This window comes from Streptosporangium sp. NPDC050855 (genome assembly GCF_044456585.1).
Classification (GTDB): domain Bacteria; phylum Actinomycetota; class Actinomycetes; order Streptosporangiales; family Streptosporangiaceae; genus Streptosporangium; species Streptosporangium longisporum.
The window spans coordinates 29,061-50,490 of record NZ_JBITFY010000030.1 but is presented as its reverse complement, the minus strand read 5'-3'; the positions used below and the strand labels follow the sequence as shown (position 1 = coordinate 50,490).

Below are 21,430 nucleotides of genomic sequence, written 5' to 3'. Positions count from 1 at the left end.
GTGCTGCGCCAGCTGTCGCAGACGATCGGTGCCACGGTTCCCGTGGTCGGCGAGTACCTGACCGGCGAGCAGATGGCGGCGGCGCTCAGCACGGTCCTCGGTGAGCCGATGGCCTACCCACGACCAGTTCCGCAGCGTCGGCTTCCCCGGCGCGGACGAGCTGGGAAACATATTCCAGTACTTGGCCTCCGAGTAGGAGACGCTCGGAAAGTCGGGCTTCATGTCACAGCTCTCCCGGGAGTACTTCAGGCAGGTTCTCGGCGCGCAACGGCTCTGGCAGGGTGGGCTGGCGTGAGCACCGATGAGCAGCACCTGGTACCAGCGTCGCGTCGCCGTGGCGGCCTGGCCGCCACCCGCGGTGGCCACCAGGAGGTCGAGCGTTCGTTTTTCTGCCGGATTTGCCAGCGCGCCGAGCGTGGGGTGTGGGTGCCGGCGGGCTGGTATCTGCTGGAGCGCGCGCCCGGCGGTAAGGGCCGCCACATCCGCCTCGGCTTGTACTGCAGCGTCGCCTGCCTGGTGCGCGCAGGCGAGATGCTGGAGGCCGGAGCGGCCGAGCACGCCGCCCGGATGGATCTGCCCACTGAAGAAGACCGGCGCCGCGAACGCGCCCGCGTCGTCGACATCGCCCAGACGTTACTCTCGGGCGGGCTGACGATCCGCCAAGCCGCCGAGAGCTTGAACGTGGAGACCTTCACCTTGAAGGCGTGGCTGAAGGAAGCAGGCATCCAGATCAGCCCGGCCATGGTCGCGCCGGTGGCGGCGGGGTCGTTGGGGACGTCGGTCGGGTTGGATTCGGGGGAGCGTCATCCGGTGAGCGTGTTGAACGAGCTGACCCAGCAGAGCCGCATCGAGGCGGTCACCTGGCAGGTGGAATCGACCGGAACGTCGCACGCGCCGCACTTCACCGCGGTCGCCGCCACCCGCCTGCTCGCCTCCGGCGCACCGGTGCGCGGCCAGGGGAGCGGGGCCAGTAAGGCGGCCGCTCGGGCGGCGGCCGCGGCCGCGGCACTGGCCCGCCTCGACGCGGTGTGACGGTGTCGACCGCAGTGTTGTGGAAGGTCTCCCACGATGGCGCCACGTCAGACAGTGCCGCCCCAGTCGCAGGCCGCTCTGCGCGGGTGACAGAAGTCAGATGATGAACGACGTCAGCCGCAGCGCCCGAACATCTGCACGTAGGTGACGGCCGGGGTGATGGATCCGGCAGCCGGGTCCGCGCTTCCCCAGGCTGTTCTGGTGTACAGCTCGGTGAAGGTCGGGTTGAGGATGGCGTCGCGGTGTGGCGTGCTGTTCATCCACCAGGTGACGGCCGCTCGTGGCGTGACGGAAGAGGTTCCCCATCCCGCATAGGTGTTCTCGGCGATGGAGAACGATGCGCAGCGGCGACCGTAGCCCACCGCCTGGGCGCGGCTGAGCGGGGTCGAGTCGGTCTGCGGGTTGATGTGCGGGTCGCACTGGCCGGGGTTGCCCTTCACCGGCCGGCAGTCCTTACCCGGTTCCGTCTTTCCCCACCAGCGCAGTTCGACGGCGGCCGCGGCGTGAGCCGCTGTGGCGGCGCTGAGGTTGAGGGATCCCTTCCTGCCCAGCGCGACGTATCTCTTCAGCGGTTGCAGGTTGGTCCGTTCGGCGTTGATCAGGCACAGGACCGCTGTCTCGATGGTGGTCGCCTGTGCCCTGAAGATGGCGCGTCCCGGACCGGTGTCGGGGAACGCGGATCGGGGCCGGTGGACGAAGTCGATGTTGGCGCAGGTTCCGGCGCCTTTCAACGGCGGGGCCGCAGCGGCTGCCGGCGGTGCCAGCGAAACGGCGCCGGTCAGGCTCAGCAGGACGGCACCGGTCACGGTGACGGCAGCCTGCCGGCGACGTGACGCGAAGCTGTCGGGCACGAGTGGCTGCTGTTTACAGGAACGGCGGGAGAGGCTGTTCATGGAGGGCTCCTCGGCTTTGGTGTTCTTCAGTGATATGCCGGAGCTCTTACAGATGTCTTGCACTGCCCTTAAAACCCCTTAGAACCTGCATGGGTTAGATAAACGGGATTTGGGGTGTCGGTAAGGCTCGTGCAGCCAGGGACAGGCGATCAAGTTCGCCCAGGTCAGTGGTGGCCCTACTGACGGACGGGGAGATGGGCAGCCGGTCCTCACCGGAGCCCGCGCCTTTGGGCACGTGCGCCTGCTCGGCCACCCTCTAGGGGTCCACCGCTCTCCTGTCTCGGTGAGCCGGTCGGGGAGGGCTCGCCAATTTTCTTCGGCCACGACGGCCCTTGCCGCCTGTAGCGTGCTCGTCCCGCACCAGGAGGGCGAGCTGGGGCGTTGCCCGCTGCGTAGATCAGGAAGGTCTGCCAGTGCGCCGAGGGCGGGTGTGCCTACGTCCCCGCGTTCTGGAGCGCGCTTTCTTTCACCAGGTACATAAACGACCCTTGAGAGCCTTCGGCGCCGAACAAGGCGATCACGACAGGGTTGGCCTTCTTGGGGATGTCGAAGACCAGCACTCTGGTGACTTTCTGGCCCGGGTTGATCTGGTCGTAGAGCCCTTGGCCGCTTTCCAGGTTCTGGCTGATCGTCGCCTCGGAGTCGATGACGTACTGATTGGTGTCGGAGTCCAGGAGGCCGGAGTTGGTTCCGTCGAACTGTGCTGGGTTCTTTCCGGTGTTCTTCACCAGGACGTGCACGACCACGTAGGAGCCCTGGGCCTTGTGGCTACCGATCAGGTTGCTGACGACCTGCCGGCGGTTGGCCGACAAGATCTTCAAGGCGAACGGGGCCTCACGGGCGACGGCGCCCAGGGCGATCGGTTTCGGCGCCTTGCTTGCAGAAGGCGTTGGGTCCTTCGTCGGCTTCGGGGCTGTCGATGAGAGCGCCTGGTTGATCTGCGTGGCCGCCTCGTCCACAGCGTTCACCGTGATGACCATCCCCCAGGTGGCAAGTCCCAGGGAGAGCAGGCCAAGGATCGCTCCGGCGAGCGCGACGCCGCCGTTGGAGGCGCCGCCCTTACCGGCACGGGCACGGCCGACGAATCCGAAGATGACCGCGAGCAGGCCGAGGAGGCCTGCGATGAAAAACAGCAGCGGAATCAGCCCGGACAGCACCCCGATGATGCCGAGAACCAGTGCGGCGATGCCCAGTCCGTTGCGCATCGGCGGGCGCTGATAGTGGCCCGGGCCTGGCAGGTGGGGGGCTGGCCCGTATCCGGGAGGTGGTGAGTTGTAGGGCTGAGGCTGGGCCATGTGTGGGGGTTGCTCGTACGGGTTGGACATTTGAAACCCCTCTATGACAGATGTGAACACATCGCCGCAGAGGGATTCCGTCTCATCCAGACCGCTTTGCGATGCGCGAAGGGTGATCGTAATGGCACGGTCCACACCTTTAAAAGAGGCATTGGTACGGAAATTAGGGACTTCTGTGACAGGCGTAGTAGCTCCGAGAGTGGTGAACGCCGGATGTATGGGTCGGCGGTTCACTTCACAAGTCGGCGCGTAGCCTCTCGGAGGAGCTCTGACCTGCGTGTCCGCTGAAATTTTCATTGGTGTCGGCTGAGGTCTCGTCAGCGTGTGTTCGCTGAGCGCGACGTCCGAGCTGGGCCTTCAGCCGGTCTTGGTGACCATGAGGCGAACGAATCTACACAGTAAAGGCCCGCGTTCTCATTTCTCAGGAGTACCAGCACCATGAATGGTGCTGCTGCTCCCGTGAATATGCGACATCCGGGGACGGTTCATCTCATCGGTGCCGAAAAGCCCGGCCTTGTGCGGCGCCGCGGGGAGGGTGTGGAGTGGTGGGTGTGCGGCTCGCTTGCCTTTACAAAGTAGATTCCCCGGTGCTGGTGGGCCCTGACCGTTGGCGTCATCGGTTTCCTCCGCCGTCCTTGCGGCGGCCGGCCGTCATCTGAACCAGCCAGGCGCGCTGAGCGGCGACGGCAGCTGGGTCGTCCAGGGGGAGACAGGGCTCGCGGGGGCTTGTCTCGGAGGTGTGCGGCAGGGCGTGGCGGTCGAGGACCTCGCGCTGGAAGACCTCCTCCGGCTCGGTAGCGCTCGTCAGGAGGCCGTGCTCCCTCTGCTGCGTGGTCGCGGCTGCGGCCGCGGTACGGCGCACCTGGCGGGCCTTGCGGGCTTGGCGGAGTTGCATCGCAGCCAGGGCGCTGGGGCTGCTGGCGGCCAGTTGCGCGCGCGCCGCGGCCGCCGCGGCGGCCGGGTCGGCGGCGCGGGTGGACATGGCGGCCGCGCGCCGCTGGCGGGCCTGAAGGGCCGCGGCGGCTGCGGCGGCCCGGCGTTCGGCGCGGGCCTGGGAGGGCGAGCGGGCTGGAAGGCCGGCGCTGGTCCAGGGGGCCAGGCGGTAGCGGATCCATCCGGGCACATATGAGGGGTCGCTGGTCAGCGTCCAGGCACTGCCATCAGGGCGGTGGTCCAGGCCGTGCAGCACATCATCGGCCGTCCAGCCGGCGGCGAAGAAGGGCCGCAGGATCGAGCGCAGGTGCCGCGCCGACAGGCGCCGCAAGATCACGCTGTGAAAGCGCAGCGCCTGGGCCGCGCGCAGCATGTCCATCTTCGTTCCCGGCGTTGCGGTCAGCGACCACGTCCACGCCGTGCCGCCCGCACCCGGCCGCCCCTCGGCGCCCCCAACGACGGCGCGATCCTCGCCCACGGGGAGATGATCATGCTTCGCGCGCGCGCGACGCGCGCCCGCGTTACGGGGATGAGGATCTTCGTTGGTTCTCTCCAAGAGAACCAACAAGGGGGGTCGTTTTCCATCCCCAGAACCACCTGTCCAGACAGCGGGCACCACCTGGTTCCTGGAAGGGCGGGGCGCTGTGCCGGTCAGCCGAGCTGGCGAGAGCGAGGAGGGCTGTGCTGCTTCTGGGGCATCACTCGCGGTGGGGGCGACCTCAAGGGCTCCGGCAGTGGGCGGCGGGCTGCTGGGTCGCGCTGAGGGCTGCAGGGAGGCGGGAATCATCAGTACGTACTCGGCGCCGAGGTTGGCCGCGCCGTCGTCATCGAGACCGCCTCGGGTGCCGGGCCGAAAGCGCGGGGTGGAGCCGGCCGTGACAGTGCCCAGGAAACCGGACTCGCGCAGCCAGCGCAGCCACTTTTTGACCGCGCTCTCCTTCAGCCCGGTCCGGCGCATGATCAGCGCCCGGGTCGGGATCGAGGTCCACACCCGCTCGGTGACCTCGCTGCGCCGGGCGCGCCACATCAGCACCCGCGCCACCGCGCACACGTTGCGCCAGCCATCGGCGCGCAACGCCGCCAGGTCCGGGTGGGCCTGCACCGCGCGCAGCCACACGCGCTGATCAGCAGCCGCAATTGCGCCGCCGGCCAGGCTGGATGTGGCCGCGACCGCGGACGCGATCGCCTCGCGCGTCAGCGCCTCGCAGGCAGCGCATCCGCTGCCGCGTCCTGCCCCGTGAACAGGGCAGCCAAGAAGATAGTTGACCTCACGGCCCGGCGTGTCGTCGCCAAGGCGTGGTGAGCTCAACGCCTGGCCTGCTATGGTCGTCTCCAGACGTGAATAGGCACGCCTGACCCGCTCAGCTCATCCCGGCCGCCAAACCATGGAGCTGAACGTTCAAGGTGTGTCGTGTGAAGTTGTCTCTCGAGAAGCGCCCCCTCTGGGGGCGTTTTCTTTTTGCCTGGGTAGCTCCTGGGGTTTAAAGCGGGGTATTCAGTCCCGCATCTTTCCACGATCTCCGAGTGCGTGGGGGCTGACGCGCCCGTGGTTCCTGCGGCGTGTCGCGTTCTGTGGTCGCATTCGCGCACGAGAGTGAGCAGATGGCCCGTGGGTGTCCACAAGCGGACAGCCACCCACCAGAAGGCCCCTATCGGCTTGACTCCTTGACTGGACTCTCTTCTTGACTCTGTCAATTGATCTTTGTCAGAATGTTCTGGGGTACAGGATGGCAGATTCGGCGCAGATGTGGGCATTGCGACACCAGGTGTGTCGAGCCGTGCAGCTTCACCGGACTCCGAACCGGGCTTCACCTGAGCGGTGGCGGGGGCGTTCTCGCTGGTAGGGCGGCAGTAGGAACGGCTCTGGCTGTTGTGCAGGAGCGCGGGGTCGTCGGAGGGCGAGGCGGCACACGCCTGGGGGGACTGTGCGGCCTCGTCGACCGGCGCCAGGCGGTGCGCGGCGCTGTCCCCGCCCATGCGGGGCGAGGACAGCGTCAGGATGCGGTTGGTCATGCTGTTAGGCCCCAGCCGTGGCAGGGAAGGCAGGCGCCGTAGCGGGTGGGGATGCAGTAGGACTGCTCGGTGCCGCAGTCGGAGCAGGTGCGCCGGGCCCGCATGGCCTTGTCCAGCGCGTTGAGCTGCTCGGCCGACGGGGTGCGGCGTGGCTTGGCCGCGGCGACCTCATACAGGTAGGCGACCGCGACGCCGCCGGCCGCGCGGCGCGAGCGCCACATCACCTGCGCGCACGGCGCCTGACCGCCGGGCCGAAGCCCCGCGGCGCGCAGCTGCCGGCGGGTGGCCAGCCCGTCCGGGGCGAACTTCCAGGGGAAGGTGGGCAGGCCGCCGAACTTGCGCCCCGTGAGGTCGTAGAAGACCCGGCGTGGACGGCGGCTCACTGGACCTGCCAGCTCTCGTCGAGCAAGTCGAACCAGCCGTCGAACGGCCGGGAGGGCAGTGCCCTCTCGCTCAGCCGCCCGTTGTTGTGCATCGGCATGACTAGGACCAGGACTCGGTCCGCCAGCGTCGCGATCACTGCGCCGCGCTCGCCGTGCATCTGTACTTGGAGCGGTACGTCCTCGTAGAGGGCGCGGGCTGGGGCCAGGCGGGCGAGGAGGGCGGGGTTGATCAGGAGGCGACCGGTCGGTGTGGACGTGGGGGCGAGGTGCCGGGCGAGGGCCTTTCGCCAGGGGAGATGCGACTCCTCGCCGGGGATGGTGTGGAGCTCGTCGCCGATGGTGACGAGCAGTCGGTTCGCCTCGATGGCGACGGTCACGGTGTCCTTGTCGCTGAGGGCCTTGACGAGGTGGCGAATGTGCCAGCAGGAGACAGCGAAGGCGCAGGTGAAGCCCTCGGTAGTCGATTCGAGAGGCTGGCGGACGATCGCCATCGTGTGGCGGTCGGTGCAGACGAGTCGCAGGTCTCCGTCACAGACCTCGATGTGGAGTTGGTCGAGCTCCGGGAGATCGTCCTCGTCGCAGGAGGCGTGTGCCAGGACCACATCGAACAGCGCCTTGAGGTCGCGGCCGGTGGTGTGGAGCAGGGCGCAAGGGCGGGTGATCGTGATGGTCATCTCAGGTCCTCGTGGTCATGGGTGATGGGGGAGGTCCCGGCCCCGCCCGCTGACGTGCGGGCGGGACTGGGCGGTGTGGCCCTACAGCAGGCTGGGCAGGCTGACCACGACGACGGCCAGGGCGAGCAGCATCAGGTCGGTGGCCACGCGCAGGCGCCGGTACTTGGCGGCGGCGATCTGCGACAGCCGGATGACGTCCTTCGCGCGGCGGGTCTCGGGGTCATCAGCCAGGGCGGACAGCAGCTGCTCGGCGTCGTCGAGCGTGGCGTGGGCGGTGAACCCGGTGCCGCTGCCCGGGCGGGGCAGGGAGGGGCGGATGACGGTGAGCACGGTCGCGGCCGCGGCCGCCAGCAGCGCCACCGCCGCCCCCAGCCCGACCCGGCCCGCCGGCAGCATGCCCGAGGCCAGCACGCCGAGGCCGAGCAGCACGCTGGCCGCGGTGCCGGCCACGCTCAGCAGCAGGCCGGCCTTGGTGTCGGTGCGCGCCAGCTCCGAACGCGCGGCGGCCGCCTCGGCGATCAGGTCGGTTGCACCCTCGGCGTCGACGCGCTGCAGGTGGGCCGGGACCGGTCGCCGGGTGGCCAAGACGGGGGCGGGAGCACGGTGCCAGGGCTGCTGGGGGTGGGCCTGCTGCCACGGCAGCGCCACCGCCGGCGCGGTCAGGTAGGTGGACCAGTCGATCGACGCCTTCTCGCCGTCGGCCATCGTGATGACGTCGGCCGTGATCAGCCACTCGACCCACACCGGCGCGATCCCGGGGTCGGCGGCGAACTCGGCGTCACTGAGCTGCAGCGAGGCATACAGCGCGGTGCGTGAGGCTCGCTCCTTCAGCTGCTCGGCGGTGTAGCAGTGCACGGCCTGAAGCTGCGCGATGCCCAGGGCCTCGAGGTCGACCCGGGCGCGATACAGGTGCCAGTTGTGCCCGTCGGGGCTGTCGCTGCCGGCCAGGCGCTCGCAGTGGTCGCCGCGCCAGGTCGTGGCCACCAGCTCCAGGCCGGTGAGCGTCAGGTCCAGGGCGTCGGCCACCAGGGCGCGGGCGGCCTGCTCGGGGTTGGGGTAGGAGTCGACGTGCCCGGTGAGGCCGGTGATGCCGTTCGCCGAGTGCAGCATCAGCCACCGGCCGGCCCCGGCATCGAGCAGGATGCCGACGCGGCGGTTGTCACACCGGGGCGCGGTGGGGGAAACCTCCGTCGAGGCGGCGCTGAGCGGGGTGGTGTACAGGTGCATGATGGTGGTTCCTGTTCTGGATGGGATGGGATGGCGGGCGCGCCCGGCGTGGAGGTCTTGGCAGATGCCACGCCGGTGCGCGCCCGTTGAGCGGGGTGGTCCCTGGCCGGGAGCCCCGGACCCTCACCCGGCGCCTGGCCGGGTGAAGACCCGCAGCCACCGTCAGGCGACCCGGCCGTTCGGCGTATCGCCCCGAGCGGTCGGGGTGGTGTTGAGCGTCTGGGTGGAGTCGCAGACCGTCGGCCTGGACTGCTTGTGCTCGTCGGCGTGCTTGTTCGCAGCTCTCCGGGCGGCCGGGGCGGTCAGGTAGTTGCTGCCACTCCATCGGCAGCACCCGCACCGCCAGGCGTAGCCGTCGCGGTAGGGGTTGGCCCACACGTCGATGCCGAAGCCGACCACGACCGTCCCGGCACCGATCTCGACGGTCGCGGCGAGCTCCTTCAGCAGCATCTGCAGCGCCGCCTGGTTATCGTGCACCGCGCGGTCGAAGGCGGCGCGGGCCCTGTGCAGGTCTCGGTCGTGGAGGGCGGCGGCGATGTCGTCGGCCACCTGGGCGAGCGAGGCGGTCATGGCGTTCCTCTCACGGTGCGGGTCCCAGACGGGCGCCGGGGCGGGTGTTCTACGTGCGGCTTGGGCAGTCACACTCAGGGGTCTGGCACCAGCCGGAGGCGTTGGCCCAGATGCGGTCGTAGATGGCCCAGCCGCCGGGTTTGGCGCCGCCGGTGTGCACGGCGTTTTGGTGTCCGCACCGCTGGCAGGGCGCTTGGAGTTCGGCCAGGGACGGCGCCATGGGTTCACCGTGATCCGCCGAGCAGTTCGGTGAGCAGGGCCCGGTGCGCGCGAAACAGCTGTCCCTGGCAGCGGCCCAGGTCGACCAGGAGCGCCGTGTAGGTGTCGGCGCGTACCCACGCGGCCGTCCTGGCGTCGTCGGCTCCCCGTACGAGGGGAAGCTGGGCCATCTGGCCCAGGTCGACGGTGGCCGGGGTGGTTACCATCCATGCCTCGTCCGTCGCCCGGGGGTCGGGCACGTACCGGGCAGCCAGCACCCGCCAGCGGGCGCTGGGCAGGATCAGGCCGCTTTCTTCGGCCAGCTCGCGGATCGCCGCACTCAGCGGCTCCTCGCCGGCCTCCAGGAACCCGCCCGGGACTGCCCAGCCGTGCTCGTCGTCCCGCTCGATCAGCAGCAGTCGCCGGGTACCGGCGAAGGAGAGGGTGACGACGGCGTCGGCGGCCTGGCCCTCGCCCCAGTGACCCAGCTCGCCGCGGCCGCGCTCGATGCCGGTGGGGGCGAACGGGTTGACCGGGCGGCCGCCGACGACGGCGAAGGCAATCGCGGCGACGCTCTGGCGAGCGGCCCAGTCGATCTGAGCCGGGTCCGTGCACGGATCAGCCCAGCCTTCCTGAACGCCTTTGCCCAGGACGTCGGGGTGGGTGTAGTCGCGAATCACCGGGCACCTGCTGACCGGCCGCTTGCGGCGACGGTGACCAGGTGGTGGCGCATCGCGCGGGCGGCCGGGTCGTTGCCGTAGGCGTACTGCGCGGCCGCCGAGCGGGCATCGACGGTGGTGATGCCGCCGCAGCAGCCGCAGGAGATCGTTTCGGTGTTGTGCGTCATGATGGTGGTGCCTCTCTGAGTGGATCGGTGGGGTGAGCGGGCGCGCCCGGCGTGGGTGTCTTGGCGGATGACCACGTTGGTGCGCGCCCGTCCCGCTATCAGCAGCCCGACGCGTCGTCCTGGGCGTCGGAGTCCTCGGAGCCGTCGCGGTAGGAACCGTCGGTGATCGGCTCGGGCGGCGCCTGGCCGTCGTCCTGGGAGCCATCGCGGTAGCTGCCGTCCTCGATGGGCTCCGGCGGCGCCTCGCCCTGCTCGTAGGAGTCGTCGCGGTAGGAGCCGTCGGTGATCGGCTCGGGCGGGGAGATCGTCGAGGCGGTCGCCGCGGTGGCGGCGCAGGCCGTCCCGCCCTCGTCGCACTTGGCGGCCACGCTGAGCGCGGTCGCCAGGGTCAGCACGATGACGATGGGGCGCAGGGAGAGCTTCTTCAGGGATTTCATGGCGGGTGCGTCCTTTTCGGTGGGTGGAGCGGGAGTGGTCAGGGCTTGGGGGTCTGCTGGGGGGTGGCCCTGGTGGAGGTGAGGGCGGCCTGGATGAGGGTGTCGGCGGACGTCTTGCCCTTGCCGACCTGGCCGCCGATGCGCAGTTGGGCGTCCTCGGTGACCGGGAAGAGCCGGATCTGGGCGGTGGTGGGTTCGTTGTTCTTCATGGGTGGGGCCCTTTCGAGTGGTGGTGAATCAGGGGTCGGAGAAGGTCAGCGCCGGTGCCGGCACGGTGCCGGGGCCAGGCGCAGGTAGCGAAAGCCGGTGATGGCGAACACGGCGAGCAGGGCGATCGTGAGCGCGGCCGGGGCTTCGGTGAGGGCGGCGGCGAACAGCGCGACCATGGCCAGCCCGAAGGCGGTTCGGGCGCGCACGGCCGTGCGGGACCAGACGGGGTAGCCGCAGACCAGGCAGGAGCCGGTGAGCGCGGCCATCGTCGGGTGGATCGGGTCCGGCGCGGTAGCGGGCTGGGCGAGGAGCCCGTCCTGGCATGCGACGGCGTCGCGCGGTGTTTCCCGGGCGGGCTCGGCCTGCAGCGCCGACCCCAGGGCCAGCGGCGCGGACGCGGAGACGTTCGGGATGACGAGCGCCTTGAGCCCGGTGGGGTCGGCGACCCGGTAGCCGGTGGCGGTGTCGTAGGCCAGCAGGCCGGTCACCACCCGTTCGCCCAGGCGGGCCAGCAGCCAGGTCCACGACTGGCCGGTGGCCGTCAGCACCCCGTCCAGGTCGGCGAGGGAGAAGGGGGAGCCATCGGCCCACAGGAGTAGGGCTAGGTGCAGCGTCTGCTCATCGGAGGTGATGCGGTCGCCGTGCGGGACGGCGGGGATCGAGTCGATCATGTCGGGGTCCTTCAGATCGGCGGGATGCGGATATGGGTGTGAGTGCGGGGGTCAGCGGCGCGTCGGCGTCGTGCCGGCGCGCAGGTCGGCCAGCAGCTCGTCCAGCTCGGCGGGGGTGATGTAGACCTCGCGGGCCTTGCTGCCGTCAGCGGGGCCGACCACGCCGCGGGCCTGCAGCAGGTCCATCAGCTGGCCGGCCTTGGCGAAACCGACGCGCAGCTTGCGCTGCAGCATCGAGGTGGAGCCGAACTTCGTGGCCACGACCAGCTCAGCCGCGGCGATCAGCAGCTCCAGGTCCTCACCGACGTCATCGCCGTCCGCGGCCGGTGTGGTGGTGGTGAGGTCGGCGATCTGGTCGACCGCTGAGGCGTGCTTGCGGCAGTGCGATACGACCGCGGCGATTTCCTTCTCGGAGACGAACGCGGCCTGCAGCCGGGCCGGCGCGGTCGAGCCCATCGGGGCGAACAGCGCATCTCCCTGGCCGATGAGCTTCTCGGCGCCCGGGGCGTCGAGGATGACGCGGGAGTCGGCCAGTGAGGCGGTGGCGAACGCCAGGCGGGAGGGCACGTTGGCCTTGATCAGGCCGGTGACCACGTCCACGCTGGGCCGCTGGGTGGCGACGATGAGGTGGATGCCGGCGGCGCGGGCGAGCTGGGTGATGCGGACGATGGAGTCCTCGACGTCGCGGGGGGCGACCATCATCAGGTCGGCGAGCTCGTCGACGATGACCAGCAGGTAGGGGTAGGGCTGGCGCGGCTCCTTCCCGCGTGGCGTGGGGACCTTGCCCGCGCGCACGGCCCGGTTGTAGTCGTCGATGTGGCGGAACCCGGCGGCCGCCAGGTCGTCGTAGCGCCGATCCATCTCACCCACGACCCACTCCAGGGCTTCGGCGGCCTTCTTGGGGTTGGTGATGATCGGGGTGATCAGGTGCGGGATGCCTTCGTAGATGCTGAGCTCGACCCGCTTGGGGTCGATCAGCACCATGCGCACCTCCTCAGGGGTGGCGCGCATCAGCACCGAGCAGATGAGGGTGTTGATGCAGACGCTCTTGCCCGCGCCGGTGGCGCCGGCGATGAGCAGGTGCGGCATCTTGGCGAGGTTGGCCAGGATCGTCTTGCCCTCGACGTCCTTGCCCAGGCCGACGACCAGGGGGTGACGCTCAGCGAGGGCGGCCGCGCTGCGCAGGATGTCGCCGAGGGAGACGAGGTCTTTGTCGGTGTTGGGGATCTCCACGCCGATCGCGGACTTGCCCGGGATCGGCGACAGCAGCCGCACGTCGGCCGACTTCACGGCGTAGGCGATGTTCTTGGTCAGCCCGGTGACTTTTTCGACCTTGACACCGGGCGCCACCTCGACCTCGTAGCGGGTGACCGTCGGGCCGCGGGTGAAGCCGGTCACGCTGGCGTTGATTTTGAAGTCGGCCAGCACCGTGTCGATCGCGGCGACGGTGAGCTCGTTGGCCTTGGTGGAGGCGCGCGGCGCGCTGCCCCGGCGCAGCAGGTCCAGACTCGGCAGCACCCCCGGCGTCCCCGGCGTTCCTGCCGTCCCCGGGGTGGGCGCTTCGACGGTGAGCGAGGCGACATCGCCGGCGGCGGCCAATGTGCCGGGGTCGGCGCCCAGGACCGGGGTGTCGTAGGGGCCGCGCTCGCCGATCAGGTCGGGGTCGACCTCGACCAGGCGGCGCGAGGTGACCGCGTCGACCGCGTCGACCGCGTCGTCCTGGTCGACGTCCTGGCCGTCCGCGGCGTCGGCGCTGTCGTCGCGGCCGGGGTGGTCGGCGTCGTCACGGGTGGCGTAGCGCGGGTTGCCGCCTGGCTGTGAGTCCCGGGCCCCGGCGGGGCGGCGGGTGCGCAGGCCGACCAGGCGGGCGGGGATCTGGCGGATCGGGGTCTGGGTGGCCACCAGCAGTCCCCAGGCCGCGAGCACGACCAGTCCCACGATGCTCAGCGGGGTGGGCAGCAGTAGCTCCAGGGGGGAGGCGATGGCGTAGCCGATCGCCCCGCCCGCGGCCAGCACGTCAGCGTCCGGCCCGTGGGCGAGGTGGATGATGCCCGCGACGGCGGCGGTGATGGTCACCGAGCCCAGCAGGAGCCGCACCAGGGTGATTTCCGCATCGCCGCCGCGCAGCAGCCGCCAGGCCAGGGAGGCGGTGGCGATCGGGGCGGCGACGATGAGGGAGCCGATCAGGGCGCGGGCGGCGAGCTCGAGGAGGTCGATGACGATGCCGCCGGCGAGGTTCCAGCCGGGCAGTACGAGCACCACGGTTGCCACGACGCTGGCCAGGCCCAGGCCGTCGCGCTGGTAGGCAGCGTCCAGGTCGGCGCGGCCGGGGCTCAGCGCCCGGACACCTTTCCCGGCGCCGCGGGCCAGCTTCATCCAGGCCAGGATCGCGGCGGCCCCAGCCAGGCCCAGCAGGGGGTTGCTGCGCACGCTGCGAACGGTGCGGCGGGCGGTGGTCGGGCCTTGTCGGGAGGCGGATCGACGAGCTCGGGTGGCCATGTTCCCTCTTCTCCGTACGGGGGTGATGGTGACGGTGGGTGACTGTGCGCGAGGTGTGCGCTCGATGTGCGGTTGCGATGTGTGACTGTGCGCTTACGTTTCGCGTGTGCGGTAGGCATGAGCGGGGCTGTGCGCGGCGTGTGCGGTTACTCTGCGTTGATGTGCGCAGGGGCATGGATCTTGTGCGCCGGGGTGTGCGGACCGTGTGCGCGGGGTGTGCGGAGCTGCGCACACCACCCCTCCCCTATAGAGAAAGAGGGCCCGCCCGACGCCGCACACCGGTCACGGCGTTCGGTCACATTCGGTAAAGCGGGCCGGGCGCTCGCGCGGCGTGCACGCAGCGTGCGCCCGGCCGAGGGTGGCCGGGGCCGGGTTGCCTACCGGCGGCCCGCGTTCTCCAGCGGGGAGGCGATCAGGTCCCAGCCATCAGCGTCGGGCCGGGCCGAGATGCACTCCAGCTCGGTCCAGCGGTCGGTCTGGCGGTAAAGGAACCGGCGGGCGCGGCCGACCTGCTGCAGCAGCTCGTACATGTCGGCGGTGCGGACCGTGGTGCGGCCCTCCCGGTACCAGGTGTCCAGCGCCATGTCCCAGACGCGCTGGGCTTCTTCGGTGCTCATCTCCGGCTTGGCGGGCTGCTCGGCCTCCTCGCCGTCGCCGTCCTCGCCGTCCTCGCCGTCCGGGTCGTCCTCGTCGTCGTTGGTGGCGACGATGACGCCGCTGATGACGGTGGTGGGGTCGACGTCGGCGAGGTCTTCGGGGCGGGCGTCCTGGCCCAGGTGCTCGCGCCGCGAGTCCTGTAGCGCCTCCTGCATCGCCTCGCGCTCCAGGGCGGTCTCTTCTGCGGCCTGCTCATCCATCTCGCTCTCCTGGTTCATCTGAGGGGCGGCCGACCGCGCCGATCGCATGGCCGGCACGGTGGTGGGCGCCGGCGCCGTGCCCGCCGCCGGGATCGCAGGTCCGGCCGAGGTCGGCTTGGGGGCGGGATCGGTGCTGCGGGGGCCCCAGACAGGGCCGGTGTAGTAGGTGCGCTGGGTGAACAGCTCGCCGAACAGCTCGGCGGTGACGGCGTCCATCGGGTCACGGAACGGCGCCCCGGCATCCACGGTGTCCATCAGCTGCTGGGGTGTGGGGTTGTAGACGCGCTGCATGCTCGACCAGCGCTTGGGCGGCACGCCCAGGCCCGCGACGTAGGAGTAGCCGCGGCGGCTGACTCCCCAGGTGGGCAGGTTCTCACGGCCGATCGCGGCCAGTGCGGGGGCGGGCAGCACGTACTCGGCGTCCTCGGCCGAGTCCACGCCGAAGCAGATGCCGGCGGTGTGGTTGGCCCGGGCGTCGGTGCTCATCGCCTTGTAGGTGATGCGCTGCAGGCTGGAGACCACCATGATGCCCGCCGAGCGCGCCTTGCCCAGCAGGTGCTCGTAGTCGGCGCCCAGGGAGGCGAAGTCGGAGGACTCCTCGATCCAGATGAGCAGCAGGTTCAGGCTGGAGCGTGGCGACCACCGGTCCAGGCCCTCGCTGGCGAGGTGGCTGGTGCGGCCGGTGATGACCTTGCGCAGCCGCTTCATGACCCGTCGGGCCTCGCCCAGATCGTTGATGACCCAGGTCAGCGCGGCCGCGACCGGCCCGAAGGTCTGCATGCCCTTGGACACGTCGATGCCGATGATGTTCAGGCGGCGCCGGATGGCCAGGTTGCCCAAAACGACCCGGGCGCAGACGCTCTTGCCCGCCCCGGTGACGCCGCCGATCTTGACGTGCGCGACGTCCTCGGCGTCGGGGTCGGTGTCGTAGTTGCCGAGCAGCCGCACCAAGCACAGGTCGGTCTGGTACTCCCCCAGCGCGAACGGCTCGGTCGGCAGCGCGCCGAACAAGGTGGCGTCCACGCCGGGCCAGGGGATGCCGCCGGGGATGGCCAGGTTGTCGCGGGTGGGCATCTCCAGCTCGCCGACCCCGGCCCGGTTGGCGTCAGCGGCCAGGTTGGTGCCGCCGGGCACCGCCTGGGCGTGCGCGGCCAGCGCGGGCATCAGCGCGCGGGCGCCGTCCAGGGTGCCGCCGTCCTGGGTGACGACCTTGGCGCGCACCACGCCGCGCTCGTCGACGCTGGCCCCGTGGAACTGCACCCGGGCCTGCTTGATGGCCTCCAGCAGCGGGTTGCCCGCTCCGTCGGCGGCGCCGGGGGCGGCTCCGGCGTACTTGGTGCCGCGCCAGATGACCCACAGCACCCACACGATCAGCGAGCACAGGGTGTAGGCGGGCCAGATCGGCCCCATGCCGACCACCAGGCCGAGCACGAGGCAGACGGTGGCCAGGGAGCCGGTGACGACCATCAAGATGCGCAGCAGCACCCGGGGGCCGGCCGACAGGTGCGCAAAAAAGGTGACCAGGGCGCCGATGGCCAAAAACAGGATGCTCAACAAAGGCGTCCAGACCGGGTCGCCGCCCCATTTGGCGTGCGCGGCGATGATCAGGATGGCGAAGACGGCGCAGCCGATGGCCGGGGTGACCAGCGGCAGGCCGTGTACCAGCAGCCAGCCGCCGCCCAGCCGGCCCGAAGCGTCGGCGGTTTCCACGTGGACCATCTGTGCGCCGGTGGCGAGCCGTGGGGTCTTGCTGCGACGTGCCATCACGCACCGTCCCTCGTGTCGTAGCGGCCCTGCCGCTGGCTGTTGGTGGCCCTACCAGAGCCGGTCTTCTTGTTGGCCTGCTGCTCGGCCAGCAGGTACTCCTGATGGACGGCCGACATCCGCACGATGGCCTTGGCCGCCTCCAACATGGCCTCGGCGGCGTTGTTGCCGTGTCCGCGCAGCCGTCCGGCCAGGAAGATGCGCTGCAGCCAGCCCACCCGGCGCCCGTCAGGGGCGGTGCGGTGGCGCAGCCAGGCCGCGGCCTGGCGGGAGTCCTCGCTCATGGTCAGCGAGATCGCGCACAGCATCGCCCGCACGGTCTCCTGGTAGTCGCGGTACGCCTGGTGGCTGCGCGTCACGTCGCTGTCGACGAACGCGGCGGCGGCTTCCACCAGATCGATCTGCTTGGACATCGGTTACCTCACCTGCCTACTCGTGGCCCCGAACAGCGGATGTGCTGGTCAGCGGTCTATTTCTTGGGGTCCTCGCGCAGCGATTCTTTTTCCAGCCGCACGTACTCGTCGTGGACGCCGGCCATCTTCTGCAGCGAGGAGACGGCCTCCAGCAGGGCGTCGGCGGCGTTGCGGCTGTGCGCCTTGGTGCGGCGCGACAGGCCCACCCGGTCCAGCAGCGGGACGCGCTTGCCCTTCTTGGGCTTGTGGTGGCGCAGCCAGGTGGAGACCAGCTCCCCGTCTTGGACCAGCATCAGCGCCAGGGTGCGCGACAAGGCCTGGACGTTGTAGATGTGGTTTTCCAGGGCTTCGTGACCGGCGATGATCTCGGCGGTCTCAAAACGCACCATCTGGGTGCCCAGGTCCTCGCTGCGGTTGCTCACAGGTCCTCCTCATGGATCACGGCGTCCAGCAGGTGCCGGGCGGTCTGCTCGGTGCTGCTCTGGGCGATCAGGGTTCCGTCGGCCAGCACCTGCACCGAGGTGGTGGCGGCCGCCGAACGGGCCCAGGAGCGCACCACGGCGCGGAACCGGCCGCGCAGGCTGCTCTCCTCGGCCAGCGCGAACGCGATCAGCACCGCGGCCGCGGCCAGCAGCCCGACCGCGACGGCGTGCGCGGCCCGCTCGGGCCAGCCCGGTGCGAACGCCGCCGCCAGCCACGTCACCAAGGCGCTCACCGGCTTGCCTCCCCGCTCGGGCGCGGCTGCGCGCCGGGGTTGTGCGGGGCGTGTGCGGCGGTGTGCGCACCATGTGCGGTGATCTTGTGCGGGGGGTGTGCGGGGCCGCTGACCTGCTGTGCGGCCGTGTGCGGGCCGGGGTGGGCGCCGGTGATGACCGGCCAGTCCAGACGGCACCACGCGGCGCGGCAGGCCTCGGTGACGGTCACCTCGTAGGCATCGGCGAGCTCGCGCACCAGGGTCAGGCCGCGCTGGTACTCCCCCTCCCCGCGGGCGGCCGGCACCAGGGCCGGGCCCTGGTCGGTGCAGGTCAGCGCGACCGCTCCCGCCTCGCCGGTCGAGCCGGGCTCGACCTCGGCGCGCAGCGTGAACCGGCCGCCCACGGTGCCGGACGCGCTGTGCAGCACGGCATTGGTGGCCAGCTCCGAGACGACCAGCGCGACGTCGTCGGCACGCGGGCATCCAGCAGGAAGGCAGGTCAACACCCAGGCGCGCACCTCGGCGACGCGCTCCGGAGCGCCGGGGAACGCACGCTCGTGGGCGAGGGTGACGGTGACGGCCATCACGCCACCTCCCCGCAGGTCAGGACCGGCAGGGCGGGGGCGGCGCACGCGGCGAGCAGCACCACCGGGCGCGCTCCGACCGGCGGGAGCTGGCCGTGCGCGGCCAGCGCGTGCCGGATGTGCACCAGCGGGTCGACCTCGCCCAGCCGCGCGGCCGCCACCGTCGCGCGGGCCGCGGCCAGCAGCTCGGCATACTCGGCCACCAGCAGCGCCAACTCATGGCGGGTCAGAGCGTTGTTCCTGGTCAGGACGGTGCTCATGACGGTGCTCATGAGGTCACCTCGCCCAGGATCGTGGCGATCGCGGCATCCACGTCGACCTGCTCGCGGCCGTGCGGCACGAGCCGGAAGGTCTGGTCGATGAAGTCGACGACCAGCTCGCGGACCGCGTACAGCAGGAAGGGGTAGCCCGACGCGGGGGTCAGGGTGATGGCCAGGTAGATGTCGCCGAGCTCCTCGTGCGGGGCCACCAGCACATCTCCCTGCCCGGCCGGGGCGCGCAGGCCCTCAGCGAGCAGGTCACGGGCGAAGACGTACTCGGCGGTGACGGTACGGCCCTGGGTGAACAGCAGGGCGACCGCGTACGGATCGCTACTGGAGTAGGTCAGCACCGCCGACAACGGCGTCTTGGGGCTGTCGGCCGGCCACAGACGCACGTCGTAGACCACCTGAGGCTTCATGCCGACACCTCCGTACGGATCTCATCGCGCAGGGTCTGCGCCGTCTTGGGCGCGCAGCGCAAGATCTTGCGGATCCCCTCGGCGGTGGCCTCCTGAGGATCGATGAGCCCGGCCCCGATCGCAGCGCGCAGCGCGGTGCGGTGCGCCTCGATCGATCGACGCGGCGCGCTCGGATACTCCGGATCGATCGGGTCCAGCAGCGACTCCGACTCGATCGAGGCCTCGATCGATCGGGACTCGATCGGAGGGTCGATCGAAGGGCGAGGTGCGGCGATCGAGTCCGGGCCACTCGATCGAGGCGCCTCGATCGACGCCGAGGACGATGCCTTCCGCGGCCGCGCCGGGACTCGATCGACCGATGCCGCCTCGATCGACACCGGACGATCGGCCTGGACCGACGGGCGGCCGATCGAGGGGAAGGCGATCGATCGGGCCACGTCCTGGCGCTGCGCGGAAAAGGCGCGCAGCCGTGCCATCGCCTCCTCGCCCTCGGCGGACTGCTGCGAGGTGGAGGCGCCGGGGCGGACGATCGATCCGTCGACGATGACGAGCCGGCCGTTCTTGGCGGCGGCTCGATCGGCCTTCTTCTCATACGACACGATCGAGCGGGCCAGCTTGCGATCCCGGCGCGAGGAGGACGGGCCGACGCCGAAGCGGTCGATCCACGCCTGCTGCCACGCTTCGTCGATCGAGCAGCCCTGCGCGCCCTGGATCGAGGCGGCCGACCACGACAGACGCGGGTAGCGAATCCGCCGCCAGGCCGCCCGGCGCAGCTCGGCCGCCGAACGCTTGGCGATCGCCTGCTTCTTCAGCGCCGCCCGCAGCTCCCACAACACGATGCCCAGCAGCGAGGCGACCGCGTAGATCACCCCGATCTGCAGGCCCGCCCACGGATCCAGCGGCGTGGCGGCCTTGTCGACCTGGTGCCACAGGTTCATCGCCGCGGCGGTCGCGGCCATCAGCACCGTCATCAGCCGGTAGCGGCCGGTCGGCAATCCCTTGTCCAGAGCCAGGTTGGTCAGGTACGCGGTGTAGAGGACGCTGCCTTCCATCGCGATCGGCAGCGTGACCGCCGCCGCGCCCAGCTGCATCTGATCGCTGGCGAACGCCAGCTGCCCGCCCCAGGCGATGAACATCGGCGAGCCCATGGCCACCGCGCCGACGATCGCCTCCGAACGCGAGCGCAGCGCCGCGGCCAGGCCTCGGGCACCGGCGCGCATCGCCTCGGTGCGCTCCTTGCTGCGCTTGGCCGCCTCCTGCTTGCGCTCGGCACGCGCACGGCCGGTCTCCGCCTCGTCCTGGCGCCGCAGCCGGCGGCGCTCGGCCTCGGCGGCCAGCGCGGTCTGGGTACGGATGGCCTCGGCCTCGGCGCGGGCCCGCTCGGCCTCGGCGCCGGCCACGGCGCGTTGTGCGCGCGGGTCGTAGAAGGTGCCGCTCATGAGCCGCTCACCGCCTCGACGACGACGGGGGCTACCAGGGCGTTGGGCTCGGCGGAGTAGAACACCACGTTGCTGCCCTGCATGTCCTCGGGCGCCTTCTGCAGCATCCAGTCAAACAGCGCGGCCCGGGTGGACTGCGGGGAGGCGGTGACCGTCTGGTACATCGTCAGCTGCTTCATGCCGGAACCGGTGGCCTTGGCCAGAGTCATCACGACGAAAATCTGCATCAGATGCTCACCGCCTCAGCGGCCTCGGCCTCGGCCTGGGCGAGCAGCAGGTCGGCGAAGACGCCGGAGAGCTCGATGGCCAGCGGCGAGGTGGCGCTCCCGGAAAGCCATGCCCGCCGGTCGGCCTCGCGCTCGCCGACGAGCGTGAACAGCTCATCCAGGGTGGGGATGGGGCGGATGTGGATCTGCAGGTCGTGCTCGCGCTCGATGTCGGCCATGACCTGCTCGACCGGGCGGATGCCGTAGATGTCCAGGACGTCCCCGGCGGGGGTGATCACCCCGACGTGCGCCCAGCGCCACGGCGGCCCGGGGACCTCCAGCAGGGCCAGCGGCCAGCCGGTGCGCCAGTGCAGCGCGCGGGCCAGCACGACGCAGGAGCTGTAGGCGTACAGCTCGATCGCGGCCTCGTCGACCACACCGGGCCGTACGGTCAGCCGCTCGTGGCCGTGGAAGGTCGGCCGCTCGAAGGAGACCTCAAGGCAGACATCGGCCAGCGGCCCCTCGCCGGCCATCGCGGCCAGCGTCGGGTAGCGGAGGCGGTAGGAGGCGGTCATCAGACGCTCACCGCCTCGGTAGCGTCTTCGCCCTGCGCCTCGACGATGCCGTCACGCAAGGCGGCGTACACGGCCGACTCCCAGAAGCGCAGCAACCGGCCGCCCGGCGTGCGAACGGCGGTCAGGGCACCGGTACGGGCCCACCGCACAACCGTCTTGGGGTCGACCCGAAATACCGCTGCGGCCTCCTTGGAGGTCAGCAGCCTGTCGCCGGGCATGGTGAGATCAGCGATGATGGACATGAGTCGGTTTCCCTTCAGGTGACGACTCAGGCGGCCTCGGTGTATCAGCACCGAGGCCGCGCGCTTGGAGCGTGCAATCCGGACATAGTTCACTT

Annotated in this window: 26 protein-coding genes; 2 read left to right on the top strand and 24 right to left on the bottom strand. The window is 70.7% G+C overall.

Translation table 11 applies throughout. The features are described 5' to 3' along the window. The first annotated feature begins 291 nt into the window (after window positions 1–291). Window positions 292–1,032, top strand: a complete 741-nt coding sequence (locus ACIBCT_RS37500) for a putative dsRNA-binding protein (protein WP_399196765.1) — start codon at window positions 292–294, stop codon at window positions 1,030–1,032. A gap of 113 nt (window positions 1,033–1,145) precedes the next feature. Here the strand turns inward: ACIBCT_RS37500 and ACIBCT_RS37495 are convergent, their stop codons facing one another. The 3 genes from ACIBCT_RS37495 to ACIBCT_RS37485 form a co-directional block, all read right to left on the bottom strand. Beyond that, window positions 1,146–1,925 carry a CAP domain-containing protein gene (locus ACIBCT_RS37495; RefSeq protein ID WP_399196764.1) on the bottom strand — a complete coding sequence of 260 codons (780 nt, stop codon included), beginning with the start codon at window positions 1,923–1,925 and terminating at the stop codon, window positions 1,146–1,148. Window positions 1,926–2,359: 434 nt separating this feature from the next. Then, window positions 2,360–3,130 (bottom strand): DUF4190 domain-containing protein, encoded by a 771-nt coding sequence (locus ACIBCT_RS37490; protein WP_399196763.1) that lies wholly within the window; start codon window positions 3,128–3,130, stop codon window positions 2,360–2,362. A gap of 703 nt (window positions 3,131–3,833) precedes the next feature. Then, the gene (locus tag ACIBCT_RS37485) at window positions 3,834–4,490 is read right to left on the bottom strand and encodes a hypothetical protein (protein WP_399196762.1); all 657 of its coding nucleotides are present in this window, start codon (window positions 4,488–4,490) and stop codon (window positions 3,834–3,836) included. A gap of 538 nt (window positions 4,491–5,028) precedes the next feature. Here ACIBCT_RS37485 and ACIBCT_RS37480 point away from each other — a divergent pair. Then, window positions 5,029–5,277 (top strand): hypothetical protein, encoded by a 249-nt coding sequence (locus ACIBCT_RS37480; protein ID WP_399196761.1) that lies wholly within the window; start codon window positions 5,029–5,031, stop codon window positions 5,275–5,277. An 885-nt stretch (window positions 5,278–6,162) separates the two neighbouring features. Here the strand turns inward: ACIBCT_RS37480 and ACIBCT_RS37475 are convergent. The 21 genes from ACIBCT_RS37475 to ACIBCT_RS37375 all read right to left on the bottom strand — a co-directional run bounded on the left by ACIBCT_RS37475 (window position 6,163) and on the right by ACIBCT_RS37375 (window position 21,335). Next, window positions 6,163–6,549 carry an RRQRL motif-containing zinc-binding protein gene (locus ACIBCT_RS37475; RefSeq protein ID WP_399196760.1) on the bottom strand — a complete coding sequence of 129 codons (387 nt, stop codon included), beginning with the start codon at window positions 6,547–6,549 and terminating at the stop codon, window positions 6,163–6,165. Further along, window positions 6,546–7,223, bottom strand: a complete 678-nt coding sequence (locus ACIBCT_RS37470; RefSeq protein ID WP_399196759.1) for a hypothetical protein — start codon at window positions 7,221–7,223, stop codon at window positions 6,546–6,548. Before ACIBCT_RS37470 ends, ACIBCT_RS37475 begins: the two co-directional genes overlap by 4 nt. Before the next feature lie 81 nt (window positions 7,224–7,304). Beyond that, on the bottom strand, window positions 7,305–8,450 hold the full coding sequence (locus tag ACIBCT_RS37465) for a Pycsar system effector family protein (protein ID WP_399196758.1): 1,146 nt from the start codon (window positions 8,448–8,450) through the stop codon (window positions 7,305–7,307). A 162-nt stretch (window positions 8,451–8,612) separates the two neighbouring features. Next, on the bottom strand, window positions 8,613–9,020 hold the full coding sequence (locus ACIBCT_RS37460; protein WP_399196757.1) for a hypothetical protein: 408 nt from the start codon (window positions 9,018–9,020) through the stop codon (window positions 8,613–8,615). Between the two features lie 224 nt (window positions 9,021–9,244). Next, window positions 9,245–9,898: an NUDIX domain-containing protein gene (locus ACIBCT_RS37455; RefSeq protein ID WP_399196756.1), complete on the bottom strand. Its 654-nt coding sequence runs from the start codon at window positions 9,896–9,898 to the stop codon at window positions 9,245–9,247. Next, the gene (locus tag ACIBCT_RS37450; protein WP_399196755.1) at window positions 9,895–10,065 is read right to left on the bottom strand and encodes a hypothetical protein; all 171 of its coding nucleotides are present in this window, start codon (window positions 10,063–10,065) and stop codon (window positions 9,895–9,897) included. Before ACIBCT_RS37450 ends, ACIBCT_RS37455 begins: the two co-directional genes overlap by 4 nt. A 98-nt stretch (window positions 10,066–10,163) precedes the next feature. Beyond that, a complete protein-coding gene (locus ACIBCT_RS37445; RefSeq protein WP_399196754.1) occupies window positions 10,164–10,502 on the bottom strand; it encodes a hypothetical protein in 339 nt (112 codons plus the stop codon). 38 nt (window positions 10,503–10,540) lie between these two features. Next, on the bottom strand, window positions 10,541–10,711 hold the full coding sequence (locus tag ACIBCT_RS37440) for a hypothetical protein (protein ID WP_399196753.1): 171 nt from the start codon (window positions 10,709–10,711) through the stop codon (window positions 10,541–10,543). A gap of 45 nt (window positions 10,712–10,756) precedes the next feature. Next, complete coding sequence (locus ACIBCT_RS37435) at window positions 10,757–11,383, bottom strand: hypothetical protein (protein ID WP_399196752.1); 627 nt, start codon at window positions 11,381–11,383, stop codon at window positions 10,757–10,759. Between the two features lie 51 nt (window positions 11,384–11,434). After that, window positions 11,435–13,882: a DNA translocase FtsK gene (locus ACIBCT_RS37430; protein WP_399196751.1), complete on the bottom strand. Its 2,448-nt coding sequence runs from the start codon at window positions 13,880–13,882 to the stop codon at window positions 11,435–11,437. A 377-nt stretch (window positions 13,883–14,259) separates the two neighbouring features. Further along, complete coding sequence (locus ACIBCT_RS37425; RefSeq protein WP_399196750.1) at window positions 14,260–16,503, bottom strand: hypothetical protein; 2,244 nt, start codon at window positions 16,501–16,503, stop codon at window positions 14,260–14,262. Further along, window positions 16,503–16,916, bottom strand: coding sequence for a hypothetical protein (locus ACIBCT_RS37420; protein ID WP_399196749.1), 414 nt, complete (start codon window positions 16,914–16,916; stop codon window positions 16,503–16,505). Before ACIBCT_RS37420 ends, ACIBCT_RS37425 begins: the two co-directional genes overlap by 1 nt. Before the next feature lie 56 nt (window positions 16,917–16,972). Continuing rightward, the gene (locus tag ACIBCT_RS37415) at window positions 16,973–17,338 is read right to left on the bottom strand and encodes a hypothetical protein (RefSeq protein WP_399196748.1); all 366 of its coding nucleotides are present in this window, start codon (window positions 17,336–17,338) and stop codon (window positions 16,973–16,975) included. Beyond that, the gene (locus tag ACIBCT_RS37410) at window positions 17,335–17,631 is read right to left on the bottom strand and encodes a hypothetical protein (RefSeq protein ID WP_399196747.1); all 297 of its coding nucleotides are present in this window, start codon (window positions 17,629–17,631) and stop codon (window positions 17,335–17,337) included. Before ACIBCT_RS37410 ends, ACIBCT_RS37415 begins: the two co-directional genes overlap by 4 nt. Beyond that, the gene (locus tag ACIBCT_RS37405; RefSeq protein ID WP_399196746.1) at window positions 17,628–18,194 is read right to left on the bottom strand and encodes an ATP-binding protein; all 567 of its coding nucleotides are present in this window, start codon (window positions 18,192–18,194) and stop codon (window positions 17,628–17,630) included. The genes ACIBCT_RS37410 and ACIBCT_RS37405 overlap by 4 nt, the downstream gene beginning before the upstream one ends. Then, window positions 18,194–18,466 carry a hypothetical protein gene (locus ACIBCT_RS37400; RefSeq protein WP_399196745.1) on the bottom strand — a complete coding sequence of 91 codons (273 nt, stop codon included), beginning with the start codon at window positions 18,464–18,466 and terminating at the stop codon, window positions 18,194–18,196. Before ACIBCT_RS37400 ends, ACIBCT_RS37405 begins: the two co-directional genes overlap by 1 nt. Then, window positions 18,463–18,873: an SsgA family sporulation/cell division regulator gene (locus ACIBCT_RS37395; RefSeq protein ID WP_399196744.1), complete on the bottom strand. Its 411-nt coding sequence runs from the start codon at window positions 18,871–18,873 to the stop codon at window positions 18,463–18,465. The genes ACIBCT_RS37400 and ACIBCT_RS37395 overlap by 4 nt, the downstream gene beginning before the upstream one ends. Then, entirely contained in the window at window positions 18,870–20,312 is a 1,443-nt protein-coding gene (locus ACIBCT_RS37390; RefSeq protein WP_399196743.1) for a DUF2637 domain-containing protein, read from the bottom strand. The genes ACIBCT_RS37395 and ACIBCT_RS37390 overlap by 4 nt, the downstream gene beginning before the upstream one ends. Beyond that, entirely contained in the window at window positions 20,309–20,539 is a 231-nt protein-coding gene (locus ACIBCT_RS37385) for a hypothetical protein (RefSeq protein WP_399196742.1), read from the bottom strand. The genes ACIBCT_RS37390 and ACIBCT_RS37385 overlap by 4 nt, the downstream gene beginning before the upstream one ends. Continuing rightward, window positions 20,539–21,093, bottom strand: coding sequence for a hypothetical protein (locus tag ACIBCT_RS37380; protein ID WP_399196741.1), 555 nt, complete (start codon window positions 21,091–21,093; stop codon window positions 20,539–20,541). The genes ACIBCT_RS37385 and ACIBCT_RS37380 overlap by 1 nt, the downstream gene beginning before the upstream one ends. Further along, window positions 21,093–21,335 carry a helix-turn-helix domain-containing protein gene (locus ACIBCT_RS37375; protein WP_399196740.1) on the bottom strand — a complete coding sequence of 81 codons (243 nt, stop codon included), beginning with the start codon at window positions 21,333–21,335 and terminating at the stop codon, window positions 21,093–21,095. Before ACIBCT_RS37375 ends, ACIBCT_RS37380 begins: the two co-directional genes overlap by 1 nt. Window positions 21,336–21,430: the final 95 nt, after the last annotated feature.

What these genes read in the sequence shown, in the direction of transcription:
- ACIBCT_RS37495 (WP_399196764.1), bottom strand. Translation starts at nt 1,925, where the DNA reads ATGAACAGCCTCTCCCGCCGTTCCTGTAAACAGCAGCCACTCGTGCCC.
- ACIBCT_RS37490 (WP_399196763.1), bottom strand. Translation starts at nt 3,130, where the DNA reads ATGCGCAACGGACTGGGCATCGCCGCACTGGTTCTCGGCATCATCGGG.
- ACIBCT_RS37470 (WP_399196759.1), bottom strand. Translation starts at nt 7,223, where the DNA reads ATGACCATCACGATCACCCGCCCTTGCGCCCTGCTCCACACCACCGGC.
- ACIBCT_RS37465 (WP_399196758.1), bottom strand. Translation starts at nt 8,450, where the DNA reads ATGCACCTGTACACCACCCCGCTCAGCGCCGCCTCGACGGAGGTTTCC.
- ACIBCT_RS37460 (WP_399196757.1), bottom strand. Translation starts at nt 9,020, where the DNA reads ATGACCGCCTCGCTCGCCCAGGTGGCCGACGACATCGCCGCCGCCCTC.
- ACIBCT_RS37450 (WP_399196755.1), bottom strand. Translation starts at nt 10,065, where the DNA reads ATGACGCACAACACCGAAACGATCTCCTGCGGCTGCTGCGGCGGCATC.
- ACIBCT_RS37445 (WP_399196754.1), bottom strand. Translation starts at nt 10,502, where the DNA reads ATGAAATCCCTGAAGAAGCTCTCCCTGCGCCCCATCGTCATCGTGCTG.
- ACIBCT_RS37440 (WP_399196753.1), bottom strand. Translation starts at nt 10,711, where the DNA reads ATGAAGAACAACGAACCCACCACCGCCCAGATCCGGCTCTTCCCGGTC.
- ACIBCT_RS37435 (WP_399196752.1), bottom strand. Translation starts at nt 11,383, where the DNA reads ATGATCGACTCGATCCCCGCCGTCCCGCACGGCGACCGCATCACCTCC.
- ACIBCT_RS37430 (WP_399196751.1), bottom strand. Translation starts at nt 13,882, where the DNA reads ATGGCCACCCGAGCTCGTCGATCCGCCTCCCGACAAGGCCCGACCACC.
- ACIBCT_RS37425 (WP_399196750.1), bottom strand. Translation starts at nt 16,503, where the DNA reads ATGGCACGTCGCAGCAAGACCCCACGGCTCGCCACCGGCGCACAGATG.
- ACIBCT_RS37420 (WP_399196749.1), bottom strand. Translation starts at nt 16,916, where the DNA reads ATGTCCAAGCAGATCGATCTGGTGGAAGCCGCCGCCGCGTTCGTCGAC.
- ACIBCT_RS37405 (WP_399196746.1), bottom strand. Translation starts at nt 18,194, where the DNA reads ATGGCCGTCACCGTCACCCTCGCCCACGAGCGTGCGTTCCCCGGCGCT.
- ACIBCT_RS37400 (WP_399196745.1), bottom strand. Translation starts at nt 18,466, where the DNA reads ATGAGCACCGTCATGAGCACCGTCCTGACCAGGAACAACGCTCTGACC.
- ACIBCT_RS37395 (WP_399196744.1), bottom strand. Translation starts at nt 18,873, where the DNA reads ATGAAGCCTCAGGTGGTCTACGACGTGCGTCTGTGGCCGGCCGACAGC.
- ACIBCT_RS37390 (WP_399196743.1), bottom strand. Translation starts at nt 20,312, where the DNA reads ATGAGCGGCACCTTCTACGACCCGCGCGCACAACGCGCCGTGGCCGGC.
- ACIBCT_RS37385 (WP_399196742.1), bottom strand. Translation starts at nt 20,539, where the DNA reads ATGCAGATTTTCGTCGTGATGACTCTGGCCAAGGCCACCGGTTCCGGC.
- ACIBCT_RS37380 (WP_399196741.1), bottom strand. Translation starts at nt 21,093, where the DNA reads ATGACCGCCTCCTACCGCCTCCGCTACCCGACGCTGGCCGCGATGGCC.
- ACIBCT_RS37375 (WP_399196740.1), bottom strand. Translation starts at nt 21,335, where the DNA reads ATGTCCATCATCGCTGATCTCACCATGCCCGGCGACAGGCTGCTGACC.